The sequence below is a fragment of the Streptomyces sp. NPDC028991 genome (assembly GCF_055564775.1).
Map to the genome: position 1 here is coordinate 25,218 of NZ_JBVHVP010000009.1, position 12,340 is coordinate 37,557.

Sequence of the window (12,340 nt, forward strand, 5' to 3'; positions counted from 1 at the left end):
GAGGCGTCCCGCGGGGCCGGACCGGCCGCGGAAAAACGGATCGATATCGGAAGGAAACGCGGTCTGGGTACGTTGGCCGAGGTCGGAGGCAGGGGCCGCAACCCGCGCAGAATCTCCGCCCGACGCTCCCGGAAGGAATGCGAAGTGACCAATCCGTTCGAAGACGCAGAAGGCCGTTATCTCGTGCTTGTCAATGATGAGGGGCAGCATTCGCTGTGGCCGTCCTTCGTGGACGTGCCCGCCGGGTGGGAGGTCGCCTTCGGCGAGTCCGACCGGGAGGCCTGCCTGGAGTACGTGGAGAAGAACTGGACCGACATGCGGCCCAGGAGCCTCGTGGAGGCGATGAGCGCCGGCGGCTGACCGACCCGGCGTCCCGCACGGGCGCGCCGGCGGCCGAGGCCCGGCGCGGTAACGGAACATGACGGCCCGTACGTCCCCGGAAGGGGGCGTACGGGCCGTCGTCGTACCCCGCGTGTCAGTCGGTCAGGGCCGCACCGCACGGAGTGGCAGCACCCAGGGCGTGGAAGGCGTGCAGCCGCACCAGTTCCTGCCACCGGTAGCGCATCTCGCCCCAGCGGTCGCGGCCCACCGCTTCAAGGAGCTGCGCGTCGACCAGGGTCTCGATGAGGTCCTCGGCCTCCAGCAGATCCGTGCCGAGCACCTTCGCCGCGTCGGCCGCCTCGAAATCGGCGTCGTCGATGCGGCTCAACGCGCGGTAGGCGGAGGCCACTCTGGGCGCCAGGTCCCGCATGCCGCGGTCCAGCCGGGCACGCAGCGAGTCGTCCCCGATGCTGAGTTCCGCCAGCCGGTCGCCGGAGCGCTCCAGCCGGCGGACCAGATCCTGCACGCGCCAGTGCTGCTTGGTGAGCAGCCTGGCCGCCGCGGCGCGCAACGCCGGCGGAGTGTGGCCGCACAGCGCGGCGAGCCGCCGGGTGGCCTCGGGGGACTCCTCCGCCCTGGAGTCCCGCAGCACACTGGTCAGCGTCTCCCGTGCCTCGTCGTCCGACAGGGGGGAGACGCGCAGCCGAAGAGCCCGGTACTTCTGCATGAGCTCGTCCATGTTGGCGCGGCCGGTGATGAGTACGCAGCAACCGCCGCTCGTGGGCAGCAGCTGACGCAGTTCGGCGTACGACGACGCCTGGTCGAGCACCAGCAGGACCCGCCTGCCCTCCAGCATCCCGCGATACCGCTCGGCCGCCTCCGCCGGGTCCGCGGGGAGCGGTTCCTCGGCGCCCAGCTGACGAAGGAACTGGTGGAGAACGTCCAGGGTGTCGGTCTCCCGGAGGTCGGCGAACAGCTGCCCGTCGGGAAACCTGTGCCCGGTGCGGTGCGCCCAGTTGACCGCGAGGCTCGTTTTTCCGATTCCGGGACTTCCGGTGATGTACGCGATGGGGGAAGGATTCTGCGCCGATTCGTCCAGCAGTACGTCGTCCATGAGCCACTGCTCGCGACTACGTCCGATGAAGTACGGGTCGCTTTCCGGGAGCTGACTCGGCATGGTCCGCGGCGTGTCCTTTTGCGGCGCCGCTATGCCGGGAACATCGAGCTGCGGGAATTCGTCCCGCAGGATCGAGTCGTGGAGGGACTGGAGCTCGGTGCCCAGTTCGAGACCGATCTCTTCGATGGAGTGCCGCATTCCGTCGCGGAATGTCGTGAGCGCCTCCGCCCGCCGGCCCGAACGGTACTGGGCGAGCATCAGGTAGTAGCGCAGCCGGTCACGCAGCGGACAGGCACCGACCAGCGCCTGGAGTTCCCCCAGCACCGCCTGGTGCTCGCCGAGCCGGAGGCGCAGCGCCATGTGCTGCTCCACGGCCAGCATCCGCTGTTCGTCGAGGCGGGCCGCCTCGGTCTCGGCGAAGGGCGCGTAGACGCCGCCGAGCGCCGGGCCGCGCCACAGGGCCAGCGCCTGCCGCAGCGCTTCCGCCGCCTCCGCCGCACGGTTCTCGGCGGTCAGCTCCGTGGCCCTGGCGACCAGTTGCTCGAAGCGCAGGGAGTCGAGCGAGTGACCGGTGAGGCTGAGCATGTAGCCGGGTGTGGCAGTGATGATCGTTTCCTGCTCCCAGCCCGCGGTGCGGAATATCTTGCGCAGTGTGGCTATGCAAATCGCCACCTGGGTGCGGGCGGTGCTCGGCGGGCGCCCGTTCCACACCTTGTCTATCAGGGAATCAAAGGAGACCACCTGATTGAAAGAGAGGAGCAGCGCGGAAAGAACGGCCCTTTGCCGGGGGCCGCCCACGGTGAGACCTCGACCATTCATACGCACTTCGAGCGGACCGAGCACTCCGAATTCGAGACCGGATTTGGAGCTTTCCTTTTGGGCGTGCTCCAGGCTGCCGATTCTCTTGTGTGTCGGTTCTATCAGCCGAAGATTCATGACCTCTTGATACCCCCGCGTCAAGTTGCGCTGATGTCTGCGTGCTGAAATTCCCGGAATACACCGGGTGCCGTTGACGTGAAACGTGCGCGAAGGCCGGTCAGCCGGGGTCGCCGCTGGTAGGGCCTTCGTCGGGCATGTCGCTCACCTCCCGATCCGGTCGTTGCGAGGGTGGGAGTCACTCAGGGTGCAAGACGTCCGGCCCGGTGGCTCGATGGCGCTGTTCAGCGGAACGTCGCGAAAGTGGTGGTCGTGGTCGCCGGCGCGGCACTGCCTGCGGTCCGGCCCAATGAGACCTGCGGTATATATCCTTCGTAGCTGGCTCCCCCCTGCCTGCAGTCGAATAATACGGATCTTCCTTGAGTCCAACACTCAACTTTCGGCAGGTGTCTGCCCTGGCTTTCGTCAGTGCGCCGTTTTCTATTCCTCCGGAACGCTGGCGCGGACCCGTACCTACTCTTCGGTCAACTTCGCCAGAGAATGTGGGAAAAGTGTGAACACTCCTGGTGGCGGCGGATGCGGCTCGCGGCTCGGGGCGGCCGTGATCGGGTGCCGCCGGGGCGGTCCGCGGACGGTGGACCCGGCCACGCGGTGTCGCACCTTTGGCCTGATCGTGTCGCTCGGCAGCCGGAAGCCGACGGACGAAGCGGACAGAGCGCGGCAACCGGCAGCCCGCAACCGGCAACCGGCAGCCGGCAGCCGGCAAGGACGAGCGGCGAAGCACAGCCGACGGCACAGACGGAGGGACAGACGAAGGGACGGACGGAGGGACAGACGAAGGGACGGCCGGCACGGGCCGGCCGTCCCTCGTGTCACGGGGCGGTCAGGGGGTCTCACCGCCCCGCGGGCTCAGTCGTCGGCGAGCCGCCGGCGCATGCGGGCCCACACGAACTCCAGGGCCAGCCCGGCGACCGCGGCGCAGGCGACCGCCGTCCACGGCGCCGCGACACCGACCAGCTTGAGCTGGAAGAACTCCTGGAGGTACGGCACCACCAGCACGACCGCGAAGCCCACCGCCATGGTCAGCACCAGCAGGACGCGCCACCAGGTGTACGGGCGGGCGATGATGGCCAGCGCCCACAGCGCCGTGAGGAACAGCGCGAGGGTCGCCGCCGAGGTCTCGGCGTCCAGGTTGTCGTCGTACACGGACCGGGCGGTCAGATAGGCGACCGAGGTGGCGGTGGCCGCGAGCGCGCCGGCGGGGATCGCGAACCGCAGGACCCGGCCGACGAAGTTGGACCTGGCGCGTTCCTTGTTCGGGGCGAGGGCGAGGAAGAACGCGGGGATGCCGATGGTCAGGGAGCCGACCAGGGTGATGTGCCGCGGCAGGAACGGGTAGGGCACCTGGGCGATCACGATGACCAGCGCCATCAGCACCGAGTAGACGGTCTTGGTGAGGAACAGGTTGGCCACGCGCTCGATGTTGCCGATGACCCGGCGCCCTTCGGCGACCACCGAGGGCAGCGCGGCGAAGTTGTTGTTGAGCAGGACGATCTGTGCGACCGCCCGGGTGGCCGGGCTGCCCGAGCCCATCCCCACGCCGATGTCGGCGTCCTTGAGCGCGAGGACGTCGTTGACGCCGTCGCCCGTCATCGCCACGGTGTGGCCGCGGGACTGCAGGGCGCCCACCATGTCCCGCTTCTGCTGCGGTCCGACCCGCCCGAAGATGGAGTTCTCCTCGACGGCGTCGGCCAGTTCCCGCGGGTCCTCCGGCAGGAACCTGGCGTCCACCGGCCGCTCCGCCCCGGGCAGCGACAGGCTGGACGCGACGGCACCGACGGAGACCGCGTTGTCGCCCGAGATCACCTTGGCCGTGACGCCCTGGTCGGCGAAGTACTGGAGGGTGGCCGGCGCCTCCTGCCGGATGCGCTGCTTGATGACGACGAGCGCGGCGGGCGTGACCGAGTCGGGCACCGCCGCGGTGTCCTCCAGGAGTTCGTCCAGCGGACGTGAACAGCGCGCCAGGAGCAGGACGCGCAGGCCCCGCGCCCCGTAGGAGTCGGCGGCGGTGAGCACCGAGTGCCCGGCCGGCAGCATCGCGTCGGGCGCCCCGAGCAGCCAGGCCGACCGCGTACCGGACGGCTCGGTGAACGCGGCGCCACTCCACCGCCGGGCGGAGGAGAAGGGAGCGGCGGCGGTGCGCTGCCAGCCCTCGGGGGCGGGGTAGGACTCGATGATCGCCTGGAGGCTGGCGTTGGGGCGCTCGTCGGCGGCGCCGAGGGCGCCGAGCACCTGCTCGACCGGCACGTCCGGCAGCAGCGGCAGGATCTCGTCGACGTCCATCGACGCCTCGGTGAGCGTTCCCGTCTTGTCGAGGCAGACGGTGTCCACCCGGGCCAGCCCCTCGATCGCGGGCAGTTCCTGGACGAGGCACTGCTTCTTGCCGAGCCGGACCACGCCGACCGCGAAGGCCAGCGAGGTCAGCAGCACCAGGCCCTCGGGGACCATCGGGACGAGACCGCCCACCATGCGCCGGATCGCCTCGGACAGGTTGTCGTCGTTCACCATGAACTGCGTGATGATCAGCGCGATGCCCGCCGGGATGATCGCGTAGGTGACGAACTTCAGGATGCGGTCGATGCCGTTGCGCAGCTCGGAGTTGACGAGGCTGAAGCGGCGGGCCTCCTCGGCGAGCTGAGAGGCGTAGGCCTCCCGCCCGACCCGGGTGGCGGTGAACGCTCCGGACCCGGCCACCACGAAGCTGCCGGACATCACCGGGTCGCCGGGGCGTTTGACCACCGGATCCGCCTCGCCCGTGAGCAGCGACTCGTCGACCTCCAGGTTGTCGCTCGTGGTGACCGTGCCGTCCACCACGATCTTGTCGCCCTGACCCAGGTCGATGGTGTCGTCGATGACGATCTCGGAGGCGCTGAGCGTGACGCGCTGTCCGTCCCGCCAGACGCGGGGGCGGCTCTCGCCGACGATCGCCAGCTGGTCCAGGGTCCGCTTGGCGCGGACCTCCTGGATGATGCCGATCAGCGTGTTGGCGAGGATGACCCCGCCGAACAGCCCGTCCTGCACCGGGCCGACGATCATCACGATGACGAACAGCACACTGATGATCGCGTTGATGCGCGTGAACAGATTGCTGCGGATGATCTCGCCGATACTGCGGCTCGACCGGGCCGGTACGTCATTGACCTGGCCCGCGGCGACCCGCTCGGCGACCTGGGCCGCGCTCAGGCCGGTACTCCCGTCGACGCGTGTCGTCCCGCCGGGCTCGTCCAACTGGTGCTTCATCCTGGCGCCCTCCCGGGCTCGGAACCGCGCTCTGTCATGTCTCGGCTCTGCTTCCGCGCAGTGACTGTATGAGCCCGCTATCCGCCGCGACCAGGAACGAACGACGTCTCTTGGCCCTTACTTTCGACAGGGACGGATCTTGGCCCGGCGGGCGAAAACGGATCGATATCGAGGGGAAAGTGCGTGCTCCTAGCCTCGTGCCGGCACGCCCGGCGGGCATCGCACTGCCCGCGTCCACCCCCACCAGAGGAGATCCCGACGCATGCACGCACAGACGAGCGGACACACCGTGAGCGGGGATGACGTGCAGGGGCAGCTGGCGGAACTGCGACGGCACCACCCCGAACTGCACGCACTCGCCGATCCGCGGCGGATCGCCGCCTGGGAGGCGGCCCGGAGCATCAGCCCGGAGCGGCACGACGACTTCGGCGCCGACGGGGAGGGCAGCCGGGGCGTGGAGTACGTACAGGCCCAGACGCTCAACCGGCGGGCCCGCGAGACGGGAATCAGGAAGCTCCTCGGATTCGCCGAGACCACCCGGCGGGTACCGGACGGTGACCGTCCCGTTCTGGTCGACCTCCTCGGCGGGGACGGACTGGTGCGCAAGGTCTGCGAGGACCTGGGCATCGGCGACTTCACCATCCTCACCTGCGACGCGTCCCCGCACATGGTCGCGACGGCGTGGGCGGCGGGCGTTCCGGCGCTGCTGCAGCGTGCCGAGCAGCCGCTGCTGCGCGACCGCAGCGTGGACTCCGTACTGCTGGCCTACGGCTCGCACCACGTGCCGCCCTCGGACCGCCAGACGGTGGCCACCGAGGCCCGCCGGATGCTCCGTCCCGGCGGGACGTTCGTCCTGCACGACTTCCTCGTCGGCTCCCCCGTGGACGTGTGGTTCGAGGAGGTGACGGACGTGTACTCCGCGACCGGCCACAAGTTCCTGCACTTCACGCGGGACGAGATCGACGGATACCTGGAGAAGGCCGGGTACGACCACCGGGAGGTCGTGGAGATCGACGACCCCTACACCGCCGTCGGCGCCACCCCGCAGGAGGCCGAACTGGAGATCGGCCGCTACCTGCTCAACATGTACGGCCTGGTCAAGGTCTTCGACGGCCGCACCGAGAACGAGGCGTACCGCTGGGTGGCGGAGACCGCCAAGGACATCTTCCGCTACCCGGACGCCCAGGGGGGCCTCGCGTCGAGCGAACTGCGCCACGAGGACGCCACCGGCTTGTGGCGCATCACCATCCCGCGACGCGCCGTCGTCGGTGTGGGACGGGTGTCCCCCGCCGCCGGGAAGGCGGCATGACCACCCATCCCGCCGAAGAGCTCACGGCGGACGCGACCGAGGCGGCCCGCGTCACCAGGCCCCACCGGGCCGCCGCCGCGGCGCTGGCCCGGGAGTACGACGTCATCCCGCTCCACCAGGAGTTCCTGGACGACACCATCAGCCCCGTCACGGCGTTCTCCCAGCTGTGCGGCCCCGACGAGGCGGGTTTCCTGCTCGAGAGCGTGCCCGTCTCCGGCGGTGTGGCACGGTACTCGTACGTGGGCCACCGGCCGGTCCCGCTGGCCCTGCCCGCGGGCGACCCGCTGACCGCGCTGCGCCCCTTCCTGGCCGCTTCCGAGGCCCCGGTGCACGGACTGCCGCCGTTCCACGGCGGGATCGTCGGCTACCTCGGCTACGAGGCGGCCCGCCACTTCGAGGACCTGCCCGCCGCTGCCGGCCGGCCGCCCGGCCTGCCCGAGTCCGCCTTCCTGGCCGCCGACGACCTCGTGGTCTTCGACCACGCGACCCGGCGCGTCCTGCTGATGACCCTGTACCGGCCGGCCCGGGAGTCCTACGACGACGCCGTCGCCCGGATCGTGCACCTCAACCGCAGACTGCGGGACGCGGGCAGGCCCGCGGGCTTCACCGGCCGCCCGCTCGCGGACACCTTCCCGGCGGACGCGGACCCGGCGGAGGGCTGGACCGCCGGCCTCACCGAGGCGGAGTTCGTGGACCGCGTCGCCCGTGCCCGCGAGCGCATCGCGGCCGGTGACGCCTTCCAGATCGTGCTGTCCCGGCGGCTCAGCAGGCCGCTGCGCGCCGAACCACTGGATCTGTACCGGCACTTGCGGGCGACCAACCCCTCGCCGTACATGTACCACCTGAGTCTGGGCGGGGGCCGCCACGTCATCGGGGCGTCGCCCGAACTCCTCGTCAAGGCCACGGGCCGCCGGGTGTACACCCGGCCCCTGGCCGGCACCCGGCCCCGCCACCCCGACCCCGGCGAGGACCTGCGGCTGGAGCATGAACTGCGCACCGACGAGAAGGAGCGCGCCGAGCACGTGATGCTGGTGGACCTCGGTCGCAACGACCTCGGCCGGGTCACCGAACCGGGCACCGTCCAGGTGGACCGGCTCATGCGGGTCGAGCGCTTCTCCCACGTGATGCATCTGTCGTCCACCGTGTCCGGCCTGCTCGCGCCGGACCGGGACGCGCTGGACGCACTGCGGTCCGCCTTCCCCGCGGGAACCCTCTCCGGGGCGCCCAAGATCCGGGCCATGGAGATCATCGCGGAACTGGAGCCCGAGCAGCGCGGCGTCTACGGCGGTGCCCTCGGCTTCGTGGGCCTCGACGGCCTGACCGACTTCGCGATCGCCCTGCGCACCATGGTCGTCGCCGACGGCCGGGTGCACGTGCAGGCGGGTGCCGGCATCGTCGCCGACTCGGACCCCGCGTCGGAGTTCCGCGAGACGCTGCACAAGTCGCGCGCCATGCTCACCGCCGTACGACGTGCGGAGGCCGGGGCATGAGCGCGGCCGGAACCGGCCCCGCCGCGGGGCCACGGGTCGCGGTGATCGACAACTACGACTCGTTCACGTACAACCTCGTCCACTACGTCGCCGAACTGGGCGGCCGGCCCGCGGTCTTCCGCAACGACGCCGTCGGCGTCGCGGACCTCGCCGGATACGACCTGCTGCTGCTCTCGCCGGGGCCCGGCACACCGGCCGAGGCGGGGGTCTGCGTGGACGCGGTCCGCGAACTCGGCGGACGGCTGCCGATCCTCGGCGTGTGCCTGGGCCACCAGAGCATCGCCGCCGCCTTCGGCGGCTCGGTGGTGCGCGGCGAGCAGGTGCACGGCAAGACCTCACCGGTGCACCACGACGGCAGTGGTGTGCTCGCCGGTCTGCCCGACCCGTTCACCGCCACCCGGTACCACTCGCTCGTGGTCGACCCCGCCGGTCTGCCGGACGCGCTGGTCGTCACGGCCCGCACGGCGCAGGGCACGATCATGGGCCTGCGCCACCGCGAGCACCCGACGTACGGAGTGCAGTTCCACCCGGAATCGGTGCTCAGCCCCGAGGGCAAGCAGCTGATCGCGAACTTCCTGGAGTGCGCTGATGATTGAGCTACTGAGAACGGTCGCACGGCGCCGCCTCACGGAGGGCGAGTCGGCCGAGGCGATGCGAGTGATCATGCGCGGGGAGGCGACGGCGGCGCAGATCGCGGGATTCGCGCTCGCCGTCACGGTGCGCGGCGCGTCCGCCGACGACCTGGTGGGCATGGCCCGCGCCGCCCAGGAGTTCGCCACGCCGGTGCGGAGCGAGGGCGACCTGCTCGACACCTGCGGAACCGGCGGCGACGGGCTGAACACCTTCAACATATCCACCGCCGCCGCGATCGTCGCCGCCGCCTGCGGGGTGCGGGTCGCCAAGCACGGCAACCGCAGCGCCTCCTCCGCCTGCGGCAGCGCCGACGTGCTGGAGGAACTCGGGGTCCGGGTCGACCTCGGTGCCGACGAGGCCGCCGCCTGTCTGGAGAGCACCGGGATCACCTTCCTGTTCGCGCCGGTCTTCCATCCCGCCTTCCGGCACACGGCGGGCCCGCGCCGGGAACTGGGCGCGCGCACCGTCTTCAACCTGCTTGGCCCGCTGTGCAACCCGTCGGGCGCCCGGCTGCGCACCCTCGGGGTGCCGAGCCGGGATCTCGTGGAACCGATGACCGAGGTCCTCGACCGGCTCGGCGTCACCAGCGCCCTGGTGTTCCACAGCGAGGACGGCATGGACGAACTGAGCACCGGCGCACCGGCCCACCTGGTCGAACTGCGCGACGGCCGGCGCACCACCCACCACTTCGACCCCGCGGAGCACGGACTGCCGAGATCCCGCCCCGGCGACCTGGCCGGCGGCGACCGCGCCGTCAACGCGGCCGTCGTCCGCCGGGTCCTGGCCGGTGAGCCCGGCCCCGCGCGGGACGTCGTGCTGCTGAACGCGGCCGCGGCCCTGCGCGTCGCCGACGCGGCCGCCACCTGGCACGACGGGCTGCGGCTCGCCGCCTCCGCCGTCGACAGCGGTGCCGCCGCCGACCTGCTCCACCGCTGGGCCCGCGCCTCCTGGCAGCGGACGGACCTGGAGGTGCCGGCATGAACGGCCTCCTCGCGACCCTCGTCGCCGACGCGGAGCGGCAGACCGAACGGCGGCGCGCCGTCCGACCCGAGACGGAGCTGGTCGCGCTGGCCGCCGCCGCGCCCCCGACCCGGGACTTCACCGCCGCGCTGCGGCAGCCGGGCCTCGGCGTCATCGCCGAGATGAAGCCCCGCAGCCCCTCCAAGGGGGCGCTCACCGACGACTACCGGCCGGCCGAGCTGGCCCGCGCCTACCAGGGCGGCGGTGCCTGCGCCCTGTCGGTGCTCACCCACGAGGAGGGCTTCGGCGGCAGCCCCGACCACCTGGCCGTCGCCCGCGGCGCCGGCGGCCTCCCCGTTCTGCGCAAGGACTTCGTCGTCGACGAGTACCAGATCCTGGAGAGCCGCGCGCTCGGCGCCGACGCCCTGCTGCTCATCGTCGCCGCGCTGACCCCCGAGCGCCTCGCCGCGCTCCTCGCGTACACCCGCCGGTACGGCATGGAGGCGCTGGTCGAGGTGCACGACGAGCACGAGGTGGACATCGCGCTGGCGGCGGGTGCCGACGTCATCGGCGTCAACCACCGCGACCTGCGGGACTTCTCGATCGACCGGACCCTGTCGGCCCGGCTGCGCGGGCGGGTGGGCGCGGGGCGGGTCATGGTCGCGGAGAGCGGCGTCCGCGGCGCACCGGACGCCCGCGAACTGGAGCGGGCCGGGGCGGACGCGATCCTGGTCGGAGAACTGCTCATGCGGGCCGGGGATCCCGGTGCCACGATCAAGGAACTGGTCGGATGACGGCGAGCGACATCCACACGGCACAACGGGTGGCGGCCCCGCAGGGGACCGCCGCGGCGGGCGACGCGGGGCCGGCCGCGTGGAGCCCGGGATCGTGGCGCCGCCGCCCGGCCGCGCAGCAGCCGGACTGGCCCGACCCCGAGGAACTGCGGCGGGTGGAGAACACCCTCGCTCTGGAGCCGCCGCTCGTGCTGCCGGAGGAGATCCTCGACCTGCGGCGCTCCCTCGCCCAGGTCGCCGCCGGTGAGGCCTTCCTGCTGCAGGCGGGCGACTGCGCCGAACGCTTCGGCTCCTGCACCGAGGCCGGTGTCCGCGGCAAGCTGCGGGTGATCCTCCAGGTGGCCATCCTGCTCACCTACGGATCCGGTCTGCCGGTCGTCAAGGTCGGCAGGATCGCCGGCCAGTTCGGCAAACCCCGAAGCCGCCCCACGGAGACGCTCGACGGCGTCGAACTGCCCGTGTTCCGCGGCGACATCGTCAACGGCCCCGAGTTCACCCCCGAGGCCCGCCGCGCGGACGCGGGCCGGCTGCTGCGGGCCTACCACCACTCGGCGGCGGCCCTGAACGTCCTGCGGGCCATGACCCTGGGCGGCTACGCCGATCTGGGCCAGGTGCACGAGTGGAACCACGAGTTCGTGCGGCGCAGCGCCGCGGGGCAGCGGTACGAGAAGGCCGCCGACGACATCACCTGGGCCCTCAGGTTCATGTCCGCGTGCGGCCTGGACACCCGCTCCCAGGCGGCACTGCACCAGGTGCAGCTCTACACCTCGCACGAGGCGCTGCTGCCGCAGTACGAGCAGTCGCTGACCCGTTACGACGAGAAGCGGCGCACCTGGTTCGGCACCAGCGCGCACATGCTGTGGATCGGCGACCGCACCCGCCGTCTCGACGGTGCGCACGTGGAGCTGCTGGCCGGCGTGGACAATCCCGTCGGCGTCAAGGTGGGGCCGACGACCGGGGCCGGCGAACTGCGCGAGCTGTGCGAGCGTCTCGACCCGGGCCGGGCGCCGGGAAGGCTCGTCCTGATCAGCAGGCTCGGCGCCGGACGGAGTGCCGAGCTGCTGCCGCCGCTGCTGCGGGCCGTGCGGGACGCCGGGCACACCCCGGTGTGGGCCTGCGACCCCATGCACGGGAACACCTTCGTCTCCGAGAGCGGCTACAAGACGCGCCGTCTGTCCGACATCACGGCCGAGGTGGCCGAGTTCTTCGCCGTGCACCGGGAGGAGGGACTGCATCCGGGCGGGATCCATCTGGAACTCACCGGCGACGACGTCACCGAGTGCCTCGGCGGCGATCTCGACGAGGTCCTCGACACCCACCTGGCCAGTCGCTACGAGACGGCGTGCGACCCGCGTCTGAACGCGGCGCAGTCCATCGAACTCGCCTTCCGGGTGGCGGAGTTCCTGCGGGAACTGAGGAGCGGGGCGTGACGCCGTACTGCCGAAGGTAAGTACGACCCCTGCCGAACGTCAGGTGTGTGGCGGAGGCGGTCTGCGTACTCTCGTGTGCAGGGACGTCTGAAATTCCCCCGCAGGCTCCC

General features: G+C 71.5%; 9 protein-coding genes. 7 read left to right on the forward strand and 2 right to left on the reverse strand.

Features of this window, described 5'->3' with window-relative positions:
• The first annotated feature begins 144 nt into the window (after nt 1-144).
• A complete protein-coding gene (locus ACZ4V1_RS19560; RefSeq protein ID WP_468337378.1) occupies nt 145-360 on the forward strand; it encodes an MbtH family protein in 216 nt (71 codons plus the stop codon).
• A gap of 115 nt (nt 361-475) precedes the next feature.
• Here the strand turns inward: ACZ4V1_RS19560 and ACZ4V1_RS19565 are convergent, their stop codons facing one another.
• Together ACZ4V1_RS19565 and ACZ4V1_RS19570 are read right to left on the reverse strand one after the other, a co-directional pair.
• A complete protein-coding gene (locus tag ACZ4V1_RS19565) occupies nt 476-2,374 on the reverse strand; it encodes an AfsR/SARP family transcriptional regulator (protein ID WP_468337381.1) in 1,899 nt (632 codons plus the stop codon).
• An 849-nt stretch (nt 2,375-3,223) separates the two neighbouring features.
• Entirely contained in the window at nt 3,224-5,614 is a 2,391-nt protein-coding gene (locus ACZ4V1_RS19570; protein ID WP_468337384.1) for an HAD-IC family P-type ATPase, read from the reverse strand.
• Between the two features lie 262 nt (nt 5,615-5,876).
• On the opposite strand from ACZ4V1_RS19570, the gene ACZ4V1_RS19575 reads away from it, so the two are divergent.
• From ACZ4V1_RS19575 to ACZ4V1_RS19600, 6 genes are read left to right on the forward strand one after another with little or no spacing between them, the layout of a single operon-like run.
• Nucleotides 5,877-6,923 (forward strand): class I SAM-dependent methyltransferase, encoded by a 1,047-nt coding sequence (locus tag ACZ4V1_RS19575; protein WP_468337387.1) that lies wholly within the window; start codon nt 5,877-5,879, stop codon nt 6,921-6,923.
• A complete protein-coding gene (locus ACZ4V1_RS19580; protein WP_468337390.1) occupies nt 6,920-8,413 on the forward strand; it encodes an anthranilate synthase component I family protein in 1,494 nt (497 codons plus the stop codon). The genes ACZ4V1_RS19575 and ACZ4V1_RS19580 overlap by 4 nt, the downstream gene beginning before the upstream one ends.
• Nucleotides 8,410-9,009 (forward strand): anthranilate synthase component II, encoded by a 600-nt coding sequence (locus ACZ4V1_RS19585; protein ID WP_468337393.1) that lies wholly within the window; start codon nt 8,410-8,412, stop codon nt 9,007-9,009. Before ACZ4V1_RS19580 ends, ACZ4V1_RS19585 begins: the two co-directional genes overlap by 4 nt.
• Nucleotides 9,002-10,027, forward strand: coding sequence for an anthranilate phosphoribosyltransferase (gene trpD, locus ACZ4V1_RS19590; protein ID WP_468337396.1), 1,026 nt, complete (start codon nt 9,002-9,004; stop codon nt 10,025-10,027). Before ACZ4V1_RS19585 ends, trpD begins: the two co-directional genes overlap by 8 nt.
• A complete protein-coding gene (trpC, locus tag ACZ4V1_RS19595; protein WP_468337399.1) occupies nt 10,024-10,800 on the forward strand; it encodes an indole-3-glycerol phosphate synthase TrpC in 777 nt (258 codons plus the stop codon). The genes trpD and trpC overlap by 4 nt, the downstream gene beginning before the upstream one ends.
• Nucleotides 10,797-12,230: a class II 3-deoxy-7-phosphoheptulonate synthase gene (locus tag ACZ4V1_RS19600; RefSeq protein WP_468337402.1), complete on the forward strand. Its 1,434-nt coding sequence runs from the start codon at nt 10,797-10,799 to the stop codon at nt 12,228-12,230. The genes trpC and ACZ4V1_RS19600 overlap by 4 nt, the downstream gene beginning before the upstream one ends.
• Nucleotides 12,231-12,340: the final 110 nt, after the last annotated feature.